Source organism: Enterobacter cloacae complex sp. ECC445 (assembly GCF_021892025.1).
GTDB lineage: Bacteria > Pseudomonadota > Gammaproteobacteria > Enterobacterales > Enterobacteriaceae > Enterobacter > Enterobacter chengduensis.
In genome coordinates, this window is record NZ_JAKLRZ010000021.1 from 23,215 (window position 1) to 44,336 (window position 21,122).

Genomic DNA, 21,122 nt, shown 5'->3' on the forward strand with positions numbered 1-21,122 from the left:
TGCGGAGACAGGATAATGAAACTCGAATTCTCAGTTTATCGTTATAACCCGGATGTTGATGACGCTCCGCGCATGCAGGACTACACCCTGGAAGCGGAAGAAGGTCGCGACATGATGCTGCTGGATGCCTTAATCCAGCTGAAAGAAAAAGATCCAACGCTGTCGTTCCGCCGCTCCTGCCGTGAAGGGGTGTGTGGCTCTGACGGGGTGAACATGAACGGCAAAAATGGCCTGGCCTGCATCACGCCAATTTCCGCGCTGCAGCGTCCTGGTCAGAAAATTGTTATCCGTCCTCTGCCAGGCCTGCCGGTCGTGCGTGATTTGGTGGTAGACATGGGGCAATTCTATGCACAATATGAGAAGATTAAGCCTTACTTATTGAATAATGGGCAAAATCCACCCGCTCGCGAGCACTTACAGTCTCCCGAGCAGCGTGAAAAACTCGACGGGTTATACGAGTGTATTCTCTGCGCATGCTGTTCTACGTCCTGCCCGTCGTTCTGGTGGAACCCGGACAAGTTTATCGGCCCGGCCGGCCTGCTGGCTGCCTATCGCTTCCTGATCGATAGCCGCGATACCGAAACCGATAGCCGTCTGGAAGGACTGAGTGACGCTTTCAGCGTATTCCGCTGCCATAGCATCATGAACTGCGTCAGTGTGTGTCCGAAGGGGCTGAACCCAACGCGCGCCATCGGCCATATTAAGTCGATGCTGCTGCAGCGCAGTGCGTAAGTCGTGAGAGGGGAGCGCTGTTCCCCTCACCCTAACCCTCTCCCAAAGGGAGAGGGAACAGATTGCAGAAACCTTTAAAAACTGCCAGATAAGTAAATAATCGAGACGTTCAGCGCGAGACAAGGCGCGGTTGAACGAATCCCCAGGAGCATAGTGAACTATGTGACTGGGGTGAGTGAAAGCCGCAACGCAGTCGCAGCCGGAACGACGAAGATTATTTAGACAGTTTCTAAAGGTTCCTTCGCGGGCCACATAGAGCTCGCAGGTGAACCCCGGCACGTACACGCGGTGTGCGTGGTAGTTTCTACGGCGAAAGTAAGCATAAAAATGCTTAAGGGATCACGATGCAGAACGGCGCAATGAAAGCCTGGCTGGACTCTTCTTTCCTTTCTGGTGCAAACCAGAGCTGGATTGAACAGCTCTATGAAGACTTCTTAACCGATCCTGACTCAGTGGACGCAAACTGGCGTTCCATGTTCCAGCAGTTGCCTGGCACAGGGGTCAAACCGGATCAATTCCATTCCAAAACACGTGATTATTTCCGTCGTCTGGCGAAGGATGCCTCACGTTACTCTTCTGCGATTTCCGACCCTGACACCAATGCGAAGCAGGTTAAAGTCCTGCAGCTTATCAACGCTTATCGCTTCCGCGGTCACCAGCATGCGAATCTCGATCCGCTGGGACTGTGGAAACAAGACCGTGTGGCCGATCTCGATCCGGCGTATCACGATCTGACCGAGGCCGATTTCCAGGAAAGCTTTAACGTAGGTTCCTTTGCCATCGGCAAAGACACGATGAAGCTGGGCGATCTGATTGACGCGCTCAAGCAAACCTACTGCGGCTCCATCGGCGCGGAATACATGCACATTACCTCTACCGAAGAGAAACGCTGGATCCAGCAGCGCATCGAATCCGTAGCGGGCCACGCGACCTTCTCGGCTGACGAGAAAAAACGCTTCCTGAACGAACTCACCGCAGCGGAAGGGCTTGAGCGCTACCTGGGCGCGAAATTCCCGGGCGCAAAACGCTTCTCGCTGGAAGGCGGCGACGCGCTGGTGCCGATGCTGAAGGAGCTGATTCGTCACGCAGGCAAGAGCGGCACCCGTGAAGTGGTGCTGGGCATGGCGCACCGCGGTCGTCTGAACGTGTTGGTCAACGTGCTGGGTAAAAAACCGCAGGACCTGTTCGACGAGTTCGCGGGCAAACATAAAGAACACCTCGGCACCGGCGACGTGAAGTACCACATGGGCTTCTCGTCTGATATCGAAACCGAAGGTGGTCTGGTTCACCTGGCGCTGGCGTTTAACCCGTCGCACCTGGAGATCGTTAGCCCGGTGGTTATCGGTTCCGTGCGCGCGCGCCTGGATCGTCTGGACGAGCCGAGCAGCAATAAAGTTCTGCCAATTACCATCCACGGCGATGCGGCGGTCACAGGGCAGGGCGTGGTTCAGGAAACCCTGAACATGTCGAAAGCGCGTGGTTACGAAGTGGGCGGTACCGTTCGCATCGTGATCAACAACCAGGTGGGCTTCACCACCTCTAACCCGCTGGACGCGCGTTCTACCCCGTACTGCACCGACATCGGTAAGATGGTGCAGGCGCCAATCTTCCACGTTAACGCGGATGACCCGGAAGCTGTTGCCTTTGTTACCCGTCTGGCGCTGGACTTCCGTAATACCTTCAAACGCGATGTGTTCATTGACCTCTTCTGCTACCGCCGTCACGGCCACAACGAAGCGGATGAGCCAAGTGCAACCCAGCCGCTGATGTACCAGAAAATCAAAAAGCATCCGACCCCGCGCAAAATCTATGCTGACAAGCTGGAGAGCGACAAAGTGACGACGCTGGAAGATGCGACCGAAATGGTCAACCTCTACCGCGACGCGCTGGATGCGGGTGAATGCGTGGTGAAAGAGCTGCGTCCGATGAACATGCACTCCTTTACCTGGTCGCCGTACCTCAACCACGAGTGGGATGAGAGCTACCCGAATAAGGTTGAGATGAAGCGCCTGCAGGAGCTGGCTAAACGCATCAGCACCGTGCCGGACGCCATCGAGATGCAGTCTCGCGTGCAGAAAATCTACGCTGACCGTCAGTCCATGGCGGCAGGCGAGAAGCTGTTCGACTGGGGCGGCGCGGAAACGCTGGCTTACGCGACGCTGGTTGACGAAGGCATTCCCGTACGTCTGTCCGGTGAAGATGCGGGCCGCGGCACCTTCTTCCACCGTCACGCGGTGGTTCACAACCAGTCCAACGGTTCAACCTATACTCCGCTGCAGCACGTGCACAACGGCCAGGGCCAGTTCAAGGTCTGGGACTCCGTGCTGTCTGAAGAAGCGGTACTGGCCTTCGAATATGGTTACGCCACGGCGGAACCGCGCACCCTGACCATCTGGGAAGCGCAGTTCGGTGACTTCGCCAACGGTGCGCAGGTGGTTATCGACCAGTTCATCTCCTCCGGCGAGCAGAAGTGGGGCCGCATGTGTGGTCTGGTGATGCTGCTGCCGCACGGCTATGAAGGCCAGGGTCCGGAGCACTCCTCCGCGCGTCTGGAGCGTTATCTGCAGCTTTGCGCCGAGCAGAACATGCAGGTCTGCGTGCCGTCTACCCCGGCGCAGGTGTACCACATGCTGCGTCGTCAGGCGCTGCGCGGTATGCGCCGTCCGCTGGTGGTCATGTCGCCGAAATCCCTGCTGCGTCACCCGCTGGCGGTGTCGAGCCTGGACGAGCTGGCGAACGGCACCTTCCTGCCAGCCATCGGTGAAATTGACGAGCTGGATCCGCAGGGCGTGAAGCGCGTGGTGATGTGTTCTGGTAAGGTTTATTACGACCTGCTTGAACAGCGCCGCAAGAACGATCAGAAAGATGTCGCCATCGTGCGTATCGAACAGCTTTATCCGTTCCCGCATCAGGCGATGCAGGAAGTGCTGAAACAATATGCTCACGTACATGATTTTGTCTGGTGCCAGGAAGAGCCGCTCAACCAGGGCGCATGGTACTGCAGCCAGCATCATTTCCGTGAAGTGATTCCATTTGGGTCCGCTCTGCGTTACGCAGGTCGCCCGGCCTCCGCCTCTCCGGCGGTAGGGTATATGTCCGTTCACCAGAAGCAGCAACAAGATCTGGTCAATGACGCGCTGAACGTCGATTAATTAAAGGATACAAAATGAGTAGCGTAGATATTCTTGTTCCCGACCTGCCTGAATCCGTAGCAGATGCGACCGTCGCTACCTGGCATAAAAAACCAGGCGATGCCGTTAAGCGCGATGAAGTGCTGGTAGAAATCGAAACTGACAAAGTGGTACTGGAAGTACCGGCTTCGGCGGATGGCGTACTGGACGCGGTGCTGGAAGATGAAGGCACCACCGTCACCTCTCGCCAGATCCTGGGTCGCCTGCGTGAAGGCAACAGCGCGGGCAAAGAGTCCAGCGCGAAATCTGAAGAGAAAGCGTCTACGCCAGCGCAGCGCCAGCAGGCCTCCCTGGAAGAACAGACGAACGACGCGCTCAGCCCGGCGATCCGTCGCCTGCTGGCTGAACACAGCCTCGACCCGGCCGCTATCAAAGGCACCGGTGTGGGCGGCCGTCTGACGCGCGAAGACATCGACAAGCACCTGGCGAAAGCGCCTGCTCAGGCAGAAGCGAAAGCCCCTGCGGCAGCGCCAGCAGCAGCTCAGCCTGCTCTGGGTGCCCGCAGCGAAAAACGCGTGCCGATGACCCGCCTGCGCAAGCGCGTGGCCGAGCGTCTGCTGGAAGCGAAAAACTCCACCGCGATGCTGACCACCTTCAACGAAGTGAACATGAAGCCGATTATGGACCTGCGCAAGCAGTACGGCGACGCGTTTGAAAAACGTCACGGTATCCGTCTTGGCTTTATGTCCTTCTACGTGAAGGCGGTGGTTGAAGCGCTGAAACGCTACCCGGAAGTGAACGCGTCCATCGATGGCGATGACGTGGTTTACCACAACTATTTCGACGTCAGCATGGCGGTGTCTACTCCACGCGGCCTGGTCACCCCGGTTCTGCGTGACGTGGATACCCTGGGTATGGCTGACATCGAGAAAAACATTAAAGAGCTGGCCGTGAAAGGCCGTGACGGCAAGCTGACCGTAGACGACCTGACCGGCGGTAACTTCACCATTACCAACGGCGGCGTATTCGGCTCGCTGATGTCTACCCCGATCATCAACCCGCCGCAGAGCGCGATCCTGGGTATGCATGCCATTAAAGATCGTCCAATGGCGGTCGACGGTAAAGTTGAGATCCTGCCGATGATGTACCTGGCGCTCTCTTACGACCACCGCCTGATCGACGGCCGCGAGTCCGTGGGCTTCCTGGTTGCCATTAAAGAGCTGCTGGAAGATCCAACGCGTCTGCTGCTGGACGTCTAGTCACTTATAGCATCACCTGCCCCGTAGGCCGGCACACGCTGCGCCGGTCTACAGGTTTGAAGATAACGATTACCCTGAAGGATGGATAGAACACATGAACTTACATGAATATCAGGCCAAACAGCTGTTTGCCCGGTATGGCTTACCGGCTCCGGTGGGTTATGCCTGTACTACCCCGCGTGAAGCAGAAGAAGCCGCATCTAAAATCGGTTCCGGCCCGTGGGTAGTTAAATGTCAGGTTCACGCTGGTGGCCGTGGTAAAGCGGGCGGTGTGAAGGTTGTTAAGAGCAAAGAAGAGATTCGCGCGTTTGCGGAACATTGGCTCGGCAAGCGTCTGGTGACCTACCAGACGGATGCGAACGGCCAGCCGGTTAACCAGATCCTGGTTGAAGCCGCGACCGACATCGCAAAAGAGCTGTACCTGGGCGCGGTTGTTGACCGTAGCTCTCGTCGCGTGGTGTTCATGGCGTCTACCGAAGGCGGCGTGGAAATCGAAAAAGTGGCGGAAGAGACCCCGCACCTGATCCACAAAGTGGCTATCGATCCGCTGGCGGGCCCAATGCCTTATCAGGGTCGCGAGCTGGCGTTCAAGCTGGGCCTGGAAGGCAAGCTGGTTCAGCAGTTCACCAAGATCTTCATGGGTCTGGCGACCATCTTCCTGGAGCGCGATCTGGCGCTGATCGAGATCAACCCGCTGGTGATCACCACCCAGGGCGACCTGATCTGCCTCGACGGCAAGCTGGGCGCTGACGGCAACGCGCTGTTCCGCCAGCCGGATCTGCGCGAAATGCGCGACCAGTCTCAGGAAGACCCGCGTGAAGCACAGGCTGCACAGTGGGAGCTGAACTACGTGGCGCTGGACGGCAACATTGGCTGCATGGTTAACGGTGCGGGCCTGGCAATGGGCACCATGGACATCGTTAAGCTGCACGGCGGTGAGCCAGCGAACTTCCTCGACGTGGGCGGTGGCGCAACCAAAGAGCGCGTAACCGAAGCGTTCAAAATCATTCTCTCTGACGACAACGTGAAGGCCGTTCTGGTGAACATCTTCGGCGGTATCGTCCGTTGCGACCTGATTGCCGACGGTATCATCGGTGCGGTAGAAGAAGTGGGCGTTAACGTTCCGGTAGTTGTGCGTCTGGAAGGTAACAACGCTGAACTCGGCGCGAAAAAACTGGCTGACAGCGGCCTGAATATTATTGCAGCGAAAAGTCTGACGGATGCAGCTCAGCAGGTTGTTGCCGCAGTGGAGGGGAAATAATGTCAGTTTTAATTAATAAAGATACCAAGGTTATCTGCCAGGGCTTCACCGGTAGCCAGGGGACTTTCCACTCCGAACAGGCGATTGCCTACGGCACGCAGATGGTTGGCGGCGTAACGCCAGGTAAAGGCGGCACCACGCACCTGGGCCTGCCGGTGTTCAACACCGTGCGTGAAGCCGTAGAAGCGACGGGCGCAACCGCGACCGTGATCTACGTTCCGGCACCGTTCTGCAAAGACTCCATTCTGGAAGCGATCGACGCGGGCATCAAGCTGATCATCACCATCACCGAAGGCATCCCGACGCTGGATATGCTGACCGTGAAGGTGAAGCTGGATGAAGCCGGCGTGCGCATGATCGGCCCGAACTGCCCGGGCGTTATCACCCCGGGCGAATGCAAAATCGGCATCATGCCGGGCCACATTCACAAGCCGGGCAAAGTGGGCATCGTCTCCCGTTCCGGTACCCTGACTTATGAAGCGGTTAAGCAGACCACCGACTACGGCTTCGGCCAGTCCACCTGCGTGGGCATCGGCGGTGACCCGATCCCGGGCTCTAACTTCATCGACATCCTGAAGATGTTCCAGGAAGATCCACAGACCGAAGCGATCGTGATGATCGGTGAGATCGGTGGTAGCGCGGAAGAAGAAGCGGCTGCTTACATCAAAGAACACGTGACCAAGCCGGTTGTCGGTTACATCGCCGGTGTGACCGCGCCGAAAGGCAAGCGCATGGGTCACGCAGGCGCGATCATCGCCGGGGGTAAAGGTACGGCTGATGAGAAATTCGCAGCGCTGGAAGCCGCAGGCGTGAAGACCGTTCGCAGCCTGGCGGATATCGGCGAAGCACTGAAATCCATCATTAAGTAAGTCCTCTCTGCTCCCCGAAAGGGGGGCGTTGCAGTATAAAAATGTCCGTTTCGACATGGTTGGCCGCTGTAAAGCGGCCTTTTTTATTGCCTGCCGGGCGTCATGTAATAGTCACACAGTGGTGTTAATTAGAGAGGGTGTGAAAGTAAAATAATTGTTATTCATTTACCTTGCAGCGAGCAGATGGAAAAAAATGAAAAATACACTAAAATTTATGTCCTGAATAAATCGGGCGTTCAGGATTGCTGAGTTAATAAAAATCACTTCTGTTTATATTTATCTGTCGATTCGATAACCTTAATTGTATTTCATATACATATCTTTAACATGGTTTTTACCATGTTCACCACATCAAAACACAATTAACATAACGGATTGTTTTTGATTTAAATCAATGTTTAATCCTTGGAAAAACCCATCAAAAGGCGCTAAATTGTCCCCGATCAAAATGGCCGAAAAGTGGTAATTTTGCTATAAATTGATCGCCGTCGAAAAACGTAAATGTGATTCAATAAAAACCTGTTTATTGTAAGGGTTTTGCAGCGTATTATATTTGCGGGATCAATTTGAGTTTTTTATTAACGTATTTGTAACCTCACGTCATCGTTTTTATCTTCCTTTAGGGTAATAACGACGACAAGGATGCGAATAATTTGTATTGGGGCATGCGTGTGGATCTCTCTCTGACGGGGTTCACTCTCGGAGTCTTCATGCGATGAGCAAGGAGTCATGATGTTAGATATAGTCGAACTGTCGCGCTTACAGTTTGCCTTGACCGCGATGTACCACTTCCTTTTTGTGCCGCTGACGCTCGGTATGGCGTTCCTGCTGGCCATCATGGAAACGGTATACGTTCTCTCCGGCAAACAGATTTATAAAGATATGACCAAGTTCTGGGGCAAGTTGTTTGGTATCAACTTCGCACTGGGCGTGGCAACCGGTTTGACCATGGAGTTCCAGTTCGGGACTAACTGGTCTTACTATTCCCACTATGTAGGGGATATCTTCGGTGCGCCGCTGGCCATTGAAGGTCTGATGGCATTCTTCCTCGAATCCACCTTTGTAGGTCTGTTCTTCTTCGGCTGGGACCGTCTGGGTAAAGTCCAGCATATGGCGGTGACCTGGCTGGTGGCATTAGGTTCGAACCTGTCCGCGCTGTGGATCCTGGTGGCGAACGGCTGGATGCAGAACCCTATCGCGTCTGATTTCAACTTCGAAACCATGCGCATGGAGATGGTCAGCTTTGCCGAGCTGGTCCTGAACCCGGTTGCGCAGGTTAAATTCGTTCACACCGTTGCCTCTGGCTACGTGTGCGGCGCGATGTTTATCCTGGGTATCAGCTCCTACTACATGCTGCGCGGTCGCGACTTCGCGTTTGCCAAGCGCTCCTTTGCTATCGCTGCAAGCTTCGGTATGGCTGCCATCCTCTCTGTTATCGTTCTGGGTGATGAATCCGGTTACGAAATGGGTGACGTGCAGAAAACCAAACTGGCTGCGATCGAAGCCGAATGGGAAACCCAGCCGGCGCCTGCCGCCTTTACGCTGTTCGGTATTCCCGATCAGGACGCGCAGGAAAACCGCTTCGCGATTCAGATCCCTTACGCGCTGGGCATCATCGCCACCCGTTCTGTTGATAAGCAGGTAACCGGTCTGAAAGAGCTGATGGTTCAGCACGAAGAGCGTATTCGTAACGGTATGAAAGCCTACTCGCTGCTGGAACAGCTGCGTGCCGGTTCTACCGATCAGACGGTGCGCGACCAGTTCAACGACGTGAAGAAAGATCTGGGTTACGGTCTGCTGCTGAAACGCTATACCCCGAACGTTTCTGATGCGACGGAAGCGCAGATCCAGATGGCAACCAAAGACTCCATTCCGCGCGTTGCGCCGCTGTACTTTGCATTCCGTATCATGGTGGGCTGCGGCATCATCATGCTGCTGATCATTGCGGCCTCCTTCTGGTCCGTGATTCGCAACCGTATCGGCGAGAAAAAATGGCTGCTGCGCACCGCGCTGTACGGTATTCCACTGCCGTGGATCGCGATTGAATCCGGCTGGTTTGTTGCCGAGTATGGCCGTCAGCCATGGGCGATTGGTGAGGTACTGCCAACCGCGGTAGCGAACTCGTCCCTGACAGCGGGCGATCTGATCTTCTCCATGCTGCTGATTTGTGGTCTGTACACCCTGTTCCTGGTGGCTGAACTGTTCCTGATGTTCAAGTTCGCGCGCCTTGGCCCAAGCAGCCTGAAAACCGGTCGCTATCACTACGAGCAGTCCACTGCGACTACTCAGCCGGCACGCTAAGACAGGAGTCATCAAATGATCGATTATGAAGTATTGCGTTTTATCTGGTGGCTGTTGATTGGCGTTCTGCTGATCGGTTTCGCCGTCACCGATGGTTTCGACATGGGGGTGGGGATGCTCACCCGTTTCCTCGGTCGTAATGACACCGAGCGTCGAATCATGATCAACTCCATCGCCCCGCACTGGGACGGTAACCAGGTGTGGCTGATCACCGCAGGCGGCGCGCTGTTTGCTGCCTGGCCGATGGTCTACGCGGCTGCGTTCTCCGGCTTCTATGTGGCGATGATTCTGGTGCTGGCCTCTTTGTTCTTCCGTCCGGTCGGTTTCGACTACCGTTCCAAGATTGAAGACACCCGCTGGCGCAACATGTGGGACTGGGGCATCTTCATCGGTAGCTTCGTTCCACCGCTGGTGATCGGCGTGGCGTTCGGTAACCTGCTGCAGGGCGTACCGTTCCATCTGGACGAATACATGCGTCTCTACTACACCGGTAACTTCTTCCAGCTGCTGAACCCGTTTGGTCTGCTGGCGGGTGTGGTGAGCGTGGCGATGATCATCACCCAGGGCGCTACCTACCTGCAGATGCGTACGGTGGGTGAGCTGCACCTGCGTTCCCGCGCGACGGCTCAGGTTGCTGCGCTGGTCACGCTGGTCTGCTTCGCGCTGGCCGGTGTGTGGGTGGTGTACGGTATTGATGGCTACGTGGTGACCTCTGCGATCAACCATACCGCGCCGTCTAATCCGCTGACCAAAGAAGTGGCGCGTCAGGCAGGGGCATGGCTGGTGAACTTCAACAACACCCCTGCGCTGTGGGCGATTCCGGCGCTGGGCGTGCTGCTGCCGCTGCTGACCGTGCTGACGTCTCGTCTGGAGAAAGGCGCGCTGGCGTTCGTGTTCTCTTCACTGACTCTGGCATGCATCATCCTGACGGCGGGTATTGCCATGTTCCCATTCGTCATGCCATCCAGCACCATGCTGAATGCTAGCCTGACCATGTGGGATGCAACGTCCAGCCACATGACGCTGAACCTGATGACTTACGTTGCTTGCGTGTTTGTTCCGATCGTTCTGGCCTACACCATCTGGTGTTACTGGAAAATGTTCGGCCGCATCACCAAAGAACATATCGAAAGCAACACCCACTCTATGTACTAAGTAAGGAGCTGAATATGTGGTATTTCGCATGGATTTTAGGGACGCTTCTTGCCTGTGCATTTGGTGTCATCACTGCTCTGGCGCTTGAGCACGTCGAAGCGACCAAAGCGGGTGAAGAAAAACACTGATGAATATTATCGCAACGTTATATGCGGTAATGGATAAGCGCCCGTTACGGGCGCTTTCTTTAGTGATGGCATTACTGCTGGCAGGTTGTATCTTCTGGGACCCGTCGCGCTTTGCAGCGAAAACCAGCGAGCTTGAAATCTGGCACGGCTTCCTCATTATGTGGGCGGTCTGCGCAGGCGTGATCCACGGCGTGGGCTTTCGTCCGAAAGCCGTTCACTGGCAGGGAATTTTTTGCCCGCTGATTGCCGACCTGGTGCTTCTCGCCGGTTTGATTTTCTTCTTCTTCTGAATAAGAAATGTCCGTTAACGTTATGGGCTTACCCAAGCCCATAAAAATTTACTCTCCGTTTACTTTCTCCCATTCCCAACCCTCATTCCCGCGCGTATAGTAGCGAAGTTTAAAAGCATTAACTTTTGTTGCATTACTGGGATGTAAAGTGAATACAACGCTGTTTCGATGGCCGGTTCGCGTCTATTACGAAGACACCGATGCCGGTGGTGTGGTTTACCACGCCAGCTACGTTGCTTTTTATGAACGGGCACGCACAGAGATGCTGCGCCATCATCACTTTAGTCAACAGGTGCTGTTGGCTGAGCGAGTTGCCTTCGTGGTACGCAAGATGACGCTTGAGTACTTTGCGCCTGCCAGACTCGACGATATGCTCGAAGTCCAAACTGAAATTACATCAATGCGCGGGACCTCACTGGTCTTCACGCAGCGGATAGTCAACGCAGAGAATACCGTACTGAACTCAGCTGAAGTGCTGATTGTTTGTGTTGATCCAACCATAATGAAGCCTCGTGCGCTTCCTAAGTCTATTGTCGCGGAGTTTAAGCAGTGACTGACATGAATATCCTTGATTTGTTCCTGAAGGCAAGCCTTCTGGTTAAACTTATCATGTTGATTTTGATTGGTTTTTCAATCGCATCCTGGGCCATCATTATCCAGAGAACGCGTATCCTCAATGCCGCTGGCCGTGAAGCTGAAGCGTTTGAAGATAAGTTCTGGTCGGGTATTGAGCTTTCTCGTCTGTATCAGGAAAGCCAGGGACGCCGTGAAAACCTTACAGGCTCCGAGCAAATTTTTTATAGCGGTTTCAAAGAGTTTGCTCGTCTGCATCGTGCAAACAATCATGCGCCGGAAGCGGTGGTGGAAGGTGCCTCGCGTGCGATGCGTATCTCGATGAACCGTGAGCTGGAAAATCTCGAAACGCACATTCCTTTCCTCGGCACTGTCGGTTCCATCAGCCCGTATATCGGCCTGTTTGGTACCGTGTGGGGGATCATGCACGCCTTTATCGCGCTGGGCGCGGTGAAGCAGGCGACGTTGCAGATGGTTGCACCGGGTATCGCTGAAGCACTGATTGCGACCGCTATCGGTCTGTTTGCGGCCATTCCGGCGGTTATGGCGTATAACCGTCTGAACCAGCGCGTGAACAAACTGGAACTGAACTACGACAACTTTATGGAAGAGTTCACTGCGATTCTGCACCGTCAGGCGTTTACCAGCACCGAGAGCAACAAGGGGTAAACCATGGCCAGATCGCGTGGACGAGGTCGTCGCGAGCTCAAGTCCGAAATCAATATCGTTCCACTGCTGGACGTCCTGCTGGTACTGCTGCTGATCTTCATGGCAACAGCGCCCATCATTACCCAGAGCGTGGAAGTGGATCTGCCGGATGCGACAGAATCACAGGCGGTGAGCACCAATGACGATCCTCCTGTTATTATTGAGGTTTCCGGCGTAGGGCAATACAGCGTGGTTGTCGAGAAAGATCGTATGGATCAGCTGCCGCCTGAGCAGGTTATTGCTGAAGCGCAGCGTCGCCTGGCGTCAAATCCGAAAACGGTCTTCTTAATCGGTGGCGCGAAGGACGTACCCTACGATGAAATTATTAAAGCGCTGAACTTGCTACATAGTGCGGGTGTTAAGTCAGTTGGCTTAATGACCCAACCTATTTGATCATCCGCGTAGTTTTTGGGAACCGATAGTGTCAAAGGCAACCGAACAGAACGACAAGCTTAAGCGAGCGATAATCGTCTCCGCAGTGCTGCACGTTATTCTTTTTGCAGCGCTGATCTGGAGTTCGTTCGACGAGCATATTGATGCATCAGCCGGCGGCGGTGGAGGGTCTTCCATTGACGCCGTGATGGTGGATCCCGGTGCGGTAGTACAGAACTATAATCGCGAACAACAGCAGAAGGCGAGTGCCAAACGGGCTGAAGAGCAGCGTGAAAAACAGGCGCAACAGCAGGCGGAAGAGCTGCGTGAAAAGCAGGCCGCAGAGCAGGAGCGTTTGAAGCAGCTTGAGAAAGAACGTTTGCAGGCGCAGGAAGCCGCGAAAGCGCAGGCGGAACAGCAGAAACAAGCCGAAGAGGCCGCGAAGAAAGCCCAGGAGCAGCAAAAGCAGGCGGAAGAGGCGGCAGCAAAAGCCGCAGCGGACGCGAAAGCGCAGGCTGATGCCCAGGCAAAATTAGCGGCAGAAGCGGCGAAGAAAGCCGCTGCTGATGCCCAGAAGAAAGCCGAAGCGGAAGCCGCGAAGAAAGCCGCTGCTGATGCTCAGAAGAAAGCTGAAGCGGAAGCCGCGAAGAAAGCCGCTGCCGATGCTCAGAAGAAAGCCGAAGCGGAAGCCGCGAAAAAAGCCGCTCAGGAAGCAGAGAAGAAAGCTGCTGCCGAGGCCGCGAAGAAAGCGGCTGCTGCTGAAAAAGCAGCAGCAGAAAAAGCCGCAGCAGAAAAAGCGGCAGCCGCCGAAAAAGCCGCTGCTGATAAAAAAGCTGCAGCTGAGAAGGCCGCTGCCGATAAGAAAGCGGCAGCTGAAAAAGCCGCTGCGAAGAAGGCCGCCGCCGCTGAGAAAGCTGCTGCCGCCGCAGGGGTTGACGATCTGCTGGGCGATTTGAGCTCCGGTAAGAATGCGCCGAAAACGGGCGGTGGTGCGAAAGGAAACAACGCAGCGCCGACGGGAAGCGGTAACACTAAGAGTAACGGTGCGACAGGGGCTGAAATCAACGGTTATGCCGCGCAGATTAAATCCGCTATTGAAAGCCGATTCTATGATGCGTCTTCCTATGCCGGTAAAACGTGTACGTTGCGTATAAAACTGGCTCCGGACGGCATGCTGCTGGATATTAAGTCTGAAGGTGGCGACCCGGCTTTATGCACTGCGGCCCTGGCTGCAGCGCGTCAGGCGAAGATGCCTAAACCGCCTTCGCAGGCAGTCTACGAAGTCTTCAAAAATGCGCCGCTGGACTTCAAACCTTAAGTTACATTTTCCCCGTGCAAACGGGGAAAAATAGACCAGGTTTAGTCACAGGGTTCGGTAGTTTTGTCTATTTGAGTTTGTTAACATTCTGCTAAATTATCGTGGGTAAGGTTACCCGGATAAGGGAGATATGATGAAGCAGGCATTACGTGTAGCGTTTGGTTTTTTAATGCTGTGGGCAGCAGTCCTGCACGCAGAAGTACGTATCGAGATCACCCAGGGGGTGGACTCGGCACGCCCAATCGGCGTTGTTCCGTTCCAGTGGGCCGGTCCTGGCGCTGCACCTGAAGATGCCGGTGGCATCGTGGCGGCTGACCTGCGTAACAGCGGTAAATTCAACCCGTTAGATCGTTCTCGTCTGCCTCAGCAGCCGGGCAGCGCGCAGGAAGTACAGCCTGCTGCATGGTCTGCGCTGGGTATTGATGCGGTCGTTGTGGGTCAGGTTACCCCTAACCCGGACGGCTCTTACAACGTGGCCTGGCAGCTGGTGGATACCGGTGGTGCACCGGGTACCGTTCTGGCTCAGAACTCTTACAAGGTCACTAAACAGTACCTGCGCTACGCGGCTCACGCTGCCAGCGATGCGGTATTTGAAAAACTGACCGGCATTAAAGGTGCGTTCCGTACCCGTATTGCTTATGTAGTGCAGACCAACGGTGGTCAGTTCCCGTATGAGCTGCGCGTCTCTGACTACGACGGCTACAACCAGTTCCTGGTGAAGCGTTCCTCACAGCCGCTGATGTCTCCAGCCTGGTCTCCGGACGGTTCTAAGCTCGCCTATGTGACCTTCGAAAGCGGCCGTTCAGCGCTGGTTATTCAGACGCTGGCAAACGGTGCCGTTCGTCAGGTAGCGTCCTTCCCACGTCACAACGGCGCGCCTTCGTTCTCTCCGGACGGGTCTAAACTGGCGTTTGCGCTGTCAAAAACCGGTAGCCTGAACCTGTACGTGATGGACATTGGCTCTGGCCAGATCCGTCAGGTGACGGATGGTCGCAGCAACAACACCGAACCATCATGGTTCCCGGACAGTCAAAACCTGGCGTTTACCTCTGACCAGGCTGGCCGTCCACAAATCTATAAAGTCAACATCAACGGCGGTGCTCCGCAGCGTATTACCTGGGAAGGTTCACAGAACCAGAACGCAGACGTGAGCACCGACGGTAAATTTATGGTAATGGTCAGCTCCAACGGTGGGCAGCAGCACATTGCCAAACAAGATCTGGTAGCGGGTGGCGTTCAAGTTCTGTCGTCAACGTTCCTGGATGAAACGCCAAGTCTGGCACCTAACGGCACGATGGTAATCTACAGCTCTTCTCAGGGGATGGGATCTGTGCTGAATCTGGTTTCTACAGATGGGCGTTTCAAAGCGCGTATTCCGGCCACTGATGGACAGGTAAAATCACCTGCCTGGTCGCCGTATCTGTAAATAATAATTAATTGATTACTAAAGGAATCATAGAAATGCAACTGAACAAAGTGCTGAAGGGGCTGATGATCGCTCTGCCTGTAATGGCAATCGCAGCGTGTTCTTCTAACAAGAACGCCAGCAATGACCAGAGCGGCGAAGGCATGATGGGTGCCGGCACCGGTATGGACGCGAACGGCAATGGCAACATGTCTTCTGAAGAGCAGGCGCGTCTTCAGATGCAGCAACTGCAGCAGAACAACATCGTTTACTTCGATCTGGATAAATACGACATCCGTTCTGACTTCGCTGCGATGCTGGATGCTCACGCTAACTTCCTGCGTAGCAACCCATCTTACAAAGTCACCGTAGAAGGTCACGCGGACGAACGTGGTACCCCAGAGTACAACATCTCCCTGGGTGAACGTCGTGCTAACGCTGTTAAAATGTACCTGCAGGGTAAAGGCGTTTCTGCTGACCAGATCTCCATCGTTTCTTACGGTAAAGAAAAACCTGCAGTACTGGGTCACGACGAAGCGGCTTACTCCAAAAACCGTCGTGCCGTACTGGTTTACTAAGAGAATGGCATGAGCAGTAACTTCAGACATCATCTGTTGAGTCTGTCGTTACTGGTTGGAATAGCGGCCCCCTGGGCCGCTTTTGCTCAGGCACCAATCAGTAGTGTCGGCTCAGGCTCGGTAGAAGACCGGGTCACTCAACTCGAGCGTATTTCTAACGCTCACAGCCAGCTTTTAACCCAGCTCCAGCAACAACTTTCCGACAACCAGAATGATATTGACTCTCTCCGCGGTCAGATTCAGGAAAGCCAGTATCAGTTGAACCAGGTAGTGGAGCGCCAGAAGCAGATTTTGCTGCAAATTGATAGCCTGAGCAGCGGTGGTGCAGCACAAGCACAGCCAGCCGCGGGCGATCAGAGCGGTGCAGCAACATCAGCTCCGGCTGCGGATGCGTCTGCTTCAACAGGTGCGCCTGTACAGAGCGGTGACGCGAATACGGACTACAATGCGGCCATTGCCCTGGTACAGGATCAATCTCGTCAGGATGACGCGATTGCTGCGTTTCAGAGCTTTGTTAAGAAATACCCTGATTCCACTTACCAGCCGAATGCGAATTACTGGCTCGGTCAGCTGAATTACAACAAGGGTAAAAAGGACGATGCGGCGTTTTATTTTGCCTCCGTGGTGAAAAATTACCCGAAATCGCCGAAAGCGCCTGATGCGATGTACAAAGTGGGCGTCATCATGCAGGACAAAGGCGATACGGCGAAAGCCAAAGCGGTTTATCAGCAGGTGGTCGCAAAATTCCCAGGTACCGAAGGTGCTAAGCAGGCGCAAAAACGTCTGAATTCGATGGGATGATTATCGCATGACCAGAAATCGCGTTATTTCTGGTCGTGCAGCATGATTACTAAGCAGTTAAGTGATCTTCATCGAAATTTTTGTTGCGCTGAATTCTTAAATCAGTAATATATGCCGCCGTTGCCACGGGATATCAAACAACGTGAAAACAGCGTAAAAGTGGGTCGTTAGCTCAGTTGGTAGAGCAGTTGACTTTTAATCAATTGGTCGCAGGTTCGAATCCTGCACGACCCACCACTTAAAGCAGTTCCGGCAGTACAGAGTGGGTGATTAGCTCAGTTGGTAGAGCATCTCCTTTACACGGAGGGGGTCGGCGGTTCGAGCCCGTCATCACCCACCACTCGGGTCGTTAGCTCAGTTGGTAGAGCAGTTGACTTTTAATCAATTGGTCGCAGGTTCGAATCCTGCACGACCCACCACTTAAAAGTGGTACCGAGTAAAAATCTTCGAAGTCAGCACCCGAATGGGTCGTTAGCTCAGTTGGTAGAGCAGTTGACTTTTAATCAATTGGTCGCAGGTTCGAATCCTGCACGACCCACCACTTCGAAGAAAAAATCCCGCAAGGGGTCGTTAGCTCAGTTGGTAGAGCAGTTGACTTTTAATCAATTGGTCGCAGGTTCGAATCCTGCACGACCCACCAGTGTAGAAAGGCGCCCTAAAGGCGCCTTTTTGCTATCTGGAGCTTTTGTAGGTCGGGTAAGGCGAAGCCGCCACCCGACAAATGCTATCCGCACCTATTTCCGGTGACTTTTTCTCTCATATTCGCTATCTTGTTTAGTATACAAAACACAATTGCCATGCGTTTTGCTATGTCAGGCAAAAGAAAGGCAATATTGTTAAGCCAGTAAAACGAGAAGCCATAATGAGCGTGATGTTTGATCCCGAAGCCGCAATCTACCCCTTTCCGCCAAAGCCTGCCCCGCTGAGCCTTGATGAAAAGCAATTCTACCGCGAGAAGATCAAACGTCTTCTCAAAGAGCGCGATGCGGTGATGGTAGCCCATTACTACACCGACCCGGAAATCCAGCAGCTGGCGGAAGAGACGGGGGGCTGTATTTCTGACTCGCTGGAGATGGCGCGCTTCGGTGCAAAACATCCCGCTTCCACTCTGCTCGTCGCCGGCGTGCGTTTTATGGGCGAAACGGCAAAGATCCTCAGCCCTGAAAAAACCATTCTGATGCCCACGCTTAATGCGGAGTGTTCGCTGGATCTCGGCTGTCCGATTGATGAATTCACGGCTTTCTGCGACGCGCATCCTGACCGGACCGTGGTGGTTTACGCCAACACTTCCGCGGCGGTAAAAGCGCGGGCAGACTGGGTCGTGACCTCCAGCATCGCCGTTGAGCTGATTGAGCATCTGGACAGCCTGGGCGAGAAAATTATCTGGGCACCTGACCGCCATCTCGGCAATTATGTTCAGAAGCAGACGGGCGCTGACGTCCTCTGCTGGCAGGGTGCCTGCATTGTGCACGATGAGTTCAAAACCCAGGCGCTGGCACGCATGAAGGCGCTGTACCCTGACGCCGCCATTCTTGTTCACCCTGAGTCACCGCAGTCGATTGTCGACATGGCGGATGCCGTGGGATCAACCAGCCAGCTTATCAACGCAGCCAGAACGCTGCCAAACAGGCAGCTCATCGTGGCGACCGATCGCGGTATTTTCTACAAGATGCAGCAGGCCGTGCCGGAGAAAGAGCTCCTTGAGGCGCCAACGGCGGGCGAGGGCGCGACGTGCCGCAGCTGTGCGCATTGTCCGTGGATGGCGATGAACGGCCTGAAGGCCATTGCCGAAGGGCTGGAGACAGGCGGCGCAGCGCATGAAATCCACGTGGATGCCGCTCTGCGTGAAGGCGCGTTAATTCCGCTTAACCTCATGCTGGATTTTGCGGCTACACTACGTACTTAATTCAACACGTCCCGGGGAAAAGATGGATTTTTTTAGCACGCAGAACATTCTGGTACATATACCGATTGGTGCAGGTGGCTATGACCTGTCATGGATTGAGGCCGTCGGCACGCTGGCGGGATTACTCTGCATCTGGCTGGCAAGCCTGGAGAAGATTAGCAATTATGCATTCGGGCTGATTAACGTCACGCTCTTTGCGATTATCTTCTTTCAGATCCAGCTTTACGCCAGCCTGCTTTTGCAGCTGTTTTTCTTCGCCGCCAATATTTACGGCTGGTACGCGTGGTCGCGTCAGAACGGCCAGCAGGAAGCTGAGCTGCAGATCCGCTGGCTCCCCCTGCCGAAAGCCATCGCCTGGTTTGTTGCCTGCGTGGTCGCCATTGGCTTAATGACCGTCTACATCAACCCGGTGTTTGCGTTCCTGACCCGCGTTGCGGTGTCGGTCATGTCCGGTTTAGGCCTGAACGTGACGATGCCTGTGCTCCAGCCGGATGCCTTCCCGTTCTGGGATTCCTGCATGATGGTGCTGTCGATTGCGGCGATGATCCTGATGACCCGCAAATACGTTGAGAATTGGCTGCTGTGGGTCGTTATCAACGTCATCAGCGTAGCGATCTTCGCGCTACAGGGCGTCTATGCCATGTCGCTGGAGTACCTGCTGCTGACCTTCATCGCGCTCAACGGTAGCCGGATGTGGATTAACAGCGCGCGCGAGCGAGGTTCCCACGCGCTTTCCAGCTAGTGGTGATGGTGATGTGAATGTCCGGGCTGCACCTCGTTAAGGCCGCAGTCCGGACCGTTACAGGGCTGATACTCCATCTGGATGGTGGCGTGGCCGATGTCGTAGTGATGCTCAAGAAAGTGCTGGATGCGTTCAAGCAGCGCATCGTGGTCGTGGGGCGGTATCACCTGGACATGCAGCGTCATCACCGGTTTTTCACCCACCAGCCAGACGTGCACATGATGAACATTGCGCACTTCCGGAACTGAACGGCGCAGGTTACGCTTCAGCTCGTCGATGTCCATGGAGGCAGGCGCCCCTTCAAGCAGTTCATTGACGCTCTCCTTCAGCAGCCGCCAGGCGCTGCGCAAGACCAGACACGATACCAGCACGGACAGAATCGGATCGACAGGCGTCCAGCCGGTGTAGAGGATCACCAGCGCTGCGACAATCGCCCCAACTGAACCGAGCAAATCACCCAGCACATGCAGGGCCGCCGCACGCACGTTGAGGTTCTTTTCCCCGCTACCGCGATGCAAAATCCAGAACGCCAGAATATTGGCCAGCAGTCCCGCCACCGCAATGACCATCATTGTTACCCCGGCGATAGGCTGAGGGTGTCTGAAGCGCTGTACGGCCTCCCAGACGATGAGGATCGTAATGACCACCAGCGCGATGGCGTTAACAAACGCGGCAAGGGTGGTCAGCCTCAGCCAGCCGAAGGTATGGCGCGCGTTCGCTGGCCGACGCGCGAACTGCACGGCCAGCAGGGCGAAGAGCAGCGCGGCGGCATCGGTCAGCATATGCCCGGCATCTGCCAGAAGCGCCAGAGAGCCGGACACAAGGCCGCCAATGACCTCGATAATCATAAACGTTGCCGTGACGCCAAAGGCCAGCAGCAGTCGTTTTGCGTTGTCGTTGCCGGGAGCGTGCGAGTGGGAATGGGAGTGCGCCATGTCTGCTTTCCTGATGTGTTATTGTTTTTAGTGTAGCGTTTTTAATAGGTTACTCCAAAAAAGAAAGGAGAGCCTGAGCTCTCCTTTTTGTTTCCCGATCGGAACCCGTTACTGGGTCGTACCATCGGTTTTGGTATTGGCGTCGCTACCCACTTTGTCGTTAGGGTCCGGGCATTTGCCGTCCTTGCACATGGAGTTCTTATGAACCTCATCTGAACTCATGTTGTCATGGTTCATGGTACCGGAACTGCCGCCGTTGGGATGCATCATGGTGCCGCCAGTGTTGGTGTTCCCGGTATTGATTTGGCTGTTGTCGACGTTATTTGGGGCGATATTCTGTTTCGCATCAGGGGCAACCTGGCCTGCTGCCGCAGCTGCGTTAGCATCACCGTTGCTGTCTGAGGTACCCGTTTCCGCGGCCAGGACGCTGCCGCTGGCTAAAGTGAGTGTGGCGGTCAGAAAGAGGGTTGCCAGTTTTGTCATTTTCATCATGGTGCTCCTGTTCTTGTCGTTACGCTGGATAACATTCTCCAAAAGTGCATCTTTTCAGAGGCGAAAGATTCCGCCATACGGACTTACGTCAGTAGGGAATCGCGTTTAAGCATGTAAAAGTGGTTGTTACAGTTAAAAAGCTTAGGTTAGATCTCGTTTTTCGCTA

The 21,122-nt window shown here is 54.7% G+C and carries 20 protein-coding genes and 5 tRNA genes; 23 read left to right on the forward strand and 2 right to left on the reverse strand.

Features of this window, described 5'->3' with window-relative positions:
* Positions 1–15 precede the first annotated feature (15 nt).
* From sdhB to pnuC, 23 genes are all read left to right on the forward strand, one after another.
* Positions 16–732: a succinate dehydrogenase iron-sulfur subunit SdhB gene (gene sdhB, locus L6R44_RS16150; protein WP_008501090.1), complete on the forward strand. Its 717-nt coding sequence runs from the start codon at positions 16–18 to the stop codon at positions 730–732.
* A gap of 344 nt (positions 733–1,076) precedes the next feature.
* A complete protein-coding gene (gene sucA / locus L6R44_RS16155) occupies positions 1,077–3,884 on the forward strand; it encodes a 2-oxoglutarate dehydrogenase E1 component (RefSeq protein WP_237424769.1) in 2,808 nt (935 codons plus the stop codon).
* Positions 3,885–3,898: 14 nt separating this feature from the next.
* Positions 3,899–5,122 (forward strand): 2-oxoglutarate dehydrogenase complex dihydrolipoyllysine-residue succinyltransferase, encoded by a 1,224-nt coding sequence (gene odhB, locus L6R44_RS16160; protein WP_237424770.1) that lies wholly within the window; start codon positions 3,899–3,901, stop codon positions 5,120–5,122.
* Positions 5,123–5,216: 94 nt separating this feature from the next.
* Positions 5,217–6,383: an ADP-forming succinate--CoA ligase subunit beta gene (gene sucC, locus L6R44_RS16165; protein WP_006809579.1), complete on the forward strand. Its 1,167-nt coding sequence runs from the start codon at positions 5,217–5,219 to the stop codon at positions 6,381–6,383.
* On the forward strand, positions 6,383–7,252 hold the full coding sequence (sucD, locus tag L6R44_RS16170; protein WP_014169173.1) for a succinate--CoA ligase subunit alpha: 870 nt from the start codon (positions 6,383–6,385) through the stop codon (positions 7,250–7,252). The genes sucC and sucD overlap by 1 nt, the downstream gene beginning before the upstream one ends.
* A gap of 732 nt (positions 7,253–7,984) precedes the next feature.
* Positions 7,985–9,553, forward strand: coding sequence for a cytochrome ubiquinol oxidase subunit I (gene cydA / locus L6R44_RS16175; RefSeq protein WP_213330573.1), 1,569 nt, complete (start codon positions 7,985–7,987; stop codon positions 9,551–9,553).
* 15 nt (positions 9,554–9,568) lie between these two features.
* Positions 9,569–10,708 carry a cytochrome d ubiquinol oxidase subunit II gene (cydB, locus tag L6R44_RS16180; protein WP_032638926.1) on the forward strand — a complete coding sequence of 380 codons (1,140 nt, stop codon included), beginning with the start codon at positions 9,569–9,571 and terminating at the stop codon, positions 10,706–10,708.
* A 14-nt stretch (positions 10,709–10,722) separates the two neighbouring features.
* The gene (gene cydX / locus L6R44_RS16185; protein WP_003858598.1) at positions 10,723–10,836 is read left to right on the forward strand and encodes a cytochrome bd-I oxidase subunit CydX; all 114 of its coding nucleotides are present in this window, start codon (positions 10,723–10,725) and stop codon (positions 10,834–10,836) included.
* A complete protein-coding gene (gene ybgE / locus L6R44_RS16190) occupies positions 10,836–11,126 on the forward strand; it encodes a cyd operon protein YbgE (protein ID WP_010428735.1) in 291 nt (96 codons plus the stop codon). Before cydX ends, ybgE begins: the two co-directional genes overlap by 1 nt.
* Before the next feature lie 148 nt (positions 11,127–11,274).
* Positions 11,275–11,679 (forward strand): tol-pal system-associated acyl-CoA thioesterase, encoded by a 405-nt coding sequence (gene ybgC / locus L6R44_RS16195; RefSeq protein WP_003858593.1) that lies wholly within the window; start codon positions 11,275–11,277, stop codon positions 11,677–11,679.
* Positions 11,676–12,368: a Tol-Pal system protein TolQ gene (gene tolQ, locus L6R44_RS16200; protein ID WP_008501101.1), complete on the forward strand. Its 693-nt coding sequence runs from the start codon at positions 11,676–11,678 to the stop codon at positions 12,366–12,368. Before ybgC ends, tolQ begins: the two co-directional genes overlap by 4 nt.
* A 3-nt stretch (positions 12,369–12,371) precedes the next feature.
* On the forward strand, positions 12,372–12,800 hold the full coding sequence (gene tolR / locus L6R44_RS16205) for a colicin uptake protein TolR (protein ID WP_032638928.1): 429 nt from the start codon (positions 12,372–12,374) through the stop codon (positions 12,798–12,800).
* Positions 12,801–12,828: 28 nt separating this feature from the next.
* The gene (tolA, locus tag L6R44_RS16210) at positions 12,829–14,097 is read left to right on the forward strand and encodes a cell envelope integrity protein TolA (RefSeq protein WP_237424771.1); all 1,269 of its coding nucleotides are present in this window, start codon (positions 12,829–12,831) and stop codon (positions 14,095–14,097) included.
* Between the two features lie 133 nt (positions 14,098–14,230).
* Complete coding sequence (tolB, locus tag L6R44_RS16215) at positions 14,231–15,523, forward strand: Tol-Pal system beta propeller repeat protein TolB (RefSeq protein WP_032638931.1); 1,293 nt, start codon at positions 14,231–14,233, stop codon at positions 15,521–15,523.
* Between the two features lie 35 nt (positions 15,524–15,558).
* On the forward strand, positions 15,559–16,080 hold the full coding sequence (pal, locus tag L6R44_RS16220; protein WP_003858578.1) for a peptidoglycan-associated lipoprotein Pal: 522 nt from the start codon (positions 15,559–15,561) through the stop codon (positions 16,078–16,080).
* A gap of 9 nt (positions 16,081–16,089) precedes the next feature.
* Positions 16,090–16,881, forward strand: a complete 792-nt coding sequence (gene cpoB, locus L6R44_RS16225) for a cell division protein CpoB (RefSeq protein ID WP_237424772.1) — start codon at positions 16,090–16,092, stop codon at positions 16,879–16,881.
* 161 nt (positions 16,882–17,042) lie between these two features.
* A tRNA-Lys gene (locus L6R44_RS16230) sits at positions 17,043–17,118 on the forward strand.
* A 27-nt stretch (positions 17,119–17,145) separates the two neighbouring features.
* Positions 17,146–17,221: transfer RNA gene (locus L6R44_RS16235), tRNA-Val, on the forward strand.
* Between the two features lie 3 nt (positions 17,222–17,224).
* Positions 17,225–17,300: transfer RNA gene (locus L6R44_RS16240), tRNA-Lys, on the forward strand.
* Between the two features lie 46 nt (positions 17,301–17,346).
* Positions 17,347–17,422: transfer RNA gene (locus L6R44_RS16245), tRNA-Lys, on the forward strand.
* Positions 17,423–17,445: 23 nt separating this feature from the next.
* Positions 17,446–17,521: transfer RNA gene (locus tag L6R44_RS16250), tRNA-Lys, on the forward strand.
* 222 nt (positions 17,522–17,743) lie between these two features.
* Positions 17,744–18,787, forward strand: a complete 1,044-nt coding sequence (gene nadA / locus L6R44_RS16255; protein ID WP_237424773.1) for a quinolinate synthase NadA — start codon at positions 17,744–17,746, stop codon at positions 18,785–18,787.
* A 22-nt stretch (positions 18,788–18,809) separates the two neighbouring features.
* On the forward strand, positions 18,810–19,529 hold the full coding sequence (pnuC, locus tag L6R44_RS16260; protein ID WP_032638937.1) for a nicotinamide riboside transporter PnuC: 720 nt from the start codon (positions 18,810–18,812) through the stop codon (positions 19,527–19,529).
* On the opposite strand, the gene zitB is transcribed toward pnuC, so the two are convergent.
* Together zitB and L6R44_RS16270 are read right to left on the reverse strand one after the other, a co-directional pair.
* Positions 19,526–20,464, reverse strand: a complete 939-nt coding sequence (gene zitB, locus L6R44_RS16265) for a CDF family zinc transporter ZitB (RefSeq protein ID WP_237424774.1) — start codon at positions 20,462–20,464, stop codon at positions 19,526–19,528. The two genes, pnuC and zitB, sit on opposite strands and share 4 nt — an antisense overlap.
* 108 nt (positions 20,465–20,572) lie before the next feature.
* Positions 20,573–20,953, reverse strand: a complete 381-nt coding sequence (locus L6R44_RS16270) for a YbgS-like family protein (RefSeq protein WP_237424844.1) — start codon at positions 20,951–20,953, stop codon at positions 20,573–20,575.
* Positions 20,954–21,122 lie beyond the last annotated feature (169 nt).

Bases quoted from the DNA above. Each gene is read 5' to 3' on its own strand.
- pal (WP_003858578.1), top strand. From the start codon at position 15,559: ATGCAACTGAACAAAGTGCTGAAGGGGCTGATGATCGCTCTGCCTGTA.
- cpoB (WP_237424772.1), top strand. From the start codon at position 16,090: ATGAGCAGTAACTTCAGACATCATCTGTTGAGTCTGTCGTTACTGGTT.
- pnuC (WP_032638937.1), top strand. From the start codon at position 18,810: ATGGATTTTTTTAGCACGCAGAACATTCTGGTACATATACCGATTGGT.
- L6R44_RS16270 (WP_237424844.1), bottom strand. From the start codon at position 20,953: ATGAAAATGACAAAACTGGCAACCCTCTTTCTGACCGCCACACTCACT.
- zitB (WP_237424774.1), bottom strand. From the start codon at position 20,464: ATGGCGCACTCCCATTCCCACTCGCACGCTCCCGGCAACGACAACGCA.
- tolB (WP_032638931.1), top strand. From the start codon at position 14,231: ATGAAGCAGGCATTACGTGTAGCGTTTGGTTTTTTAATGCTGTGGGCA.
- cydB (WP_032638926.1), top strand. From the start codon at position 9,569: ATGATCGATTATGAAGTATTGCGTTTTATCTGGTGGCTGTTGATTGGC.
- tolR (WP_032638928.1), top strand. From the start codon at position 12,372: ATGGCCAGATCGCGTGGACGAGGTCGTCGCGAGCTCAAGTCCGAAATC.
- sucD (WP_014169173.1), top strand. From the start codon at position 6,383: ATGTCAGTTTTAATTAATAAAGATACCAAGGTTATCTGCCAGGGCTTC.
- odhB (WP_237424770.1), top strand. From the start codon at position 3,899: ATGAGTAGCGTAGATATTCTTGTTCCCGACCTGCCTGAATCCGTAGCA.
- nadA (WP_237424773.1), top strand. From the start codon at position 17,744: ATGAGCGTGATGTTTGATCCCGAAGCCGCAATCTACCCCTTTCCGCCA.
- cydA (WP_213330573.1), top strand. From the start codon at position 7,985: ATGTTAGATATAGTCGAACTGTCGCGCTTACAGTTTGCCTTGACCGCG.
- sucA (WP_237424769.1), top strand. From the start codon at position 1,077: ATGCAGAACGGCGCAATGAAAGCCTGGCTGGACTCTTCTTTCCTTTCT.
- cydX (WP_003858598.1), top strand. From the start codon at position 10,723: ATGTGGTATTTCGCATGGATTTTAGGGACGCTTCTTGCCTGTGCATTT.
- sucC (WP_006809579.1), top strand. From the start codon at position 5,217: ATGAACTTACATGAATATCAGGCCAAACAGCTGTTTGCCCGGTATGGC.
- sdhB (WP_008501090.1), top strand. From the start codon at position 16: ATGAAACTCGAATTCTCAGTTTATCGTTATAACCCGGATGTTGATGAC.
- ybgE (WP_010428735.1), top strand. From the start codon at position 10,836: ATGAATATTATCGCAACGTTATATGCGGTAATGGATAAGCGCCCGTTA.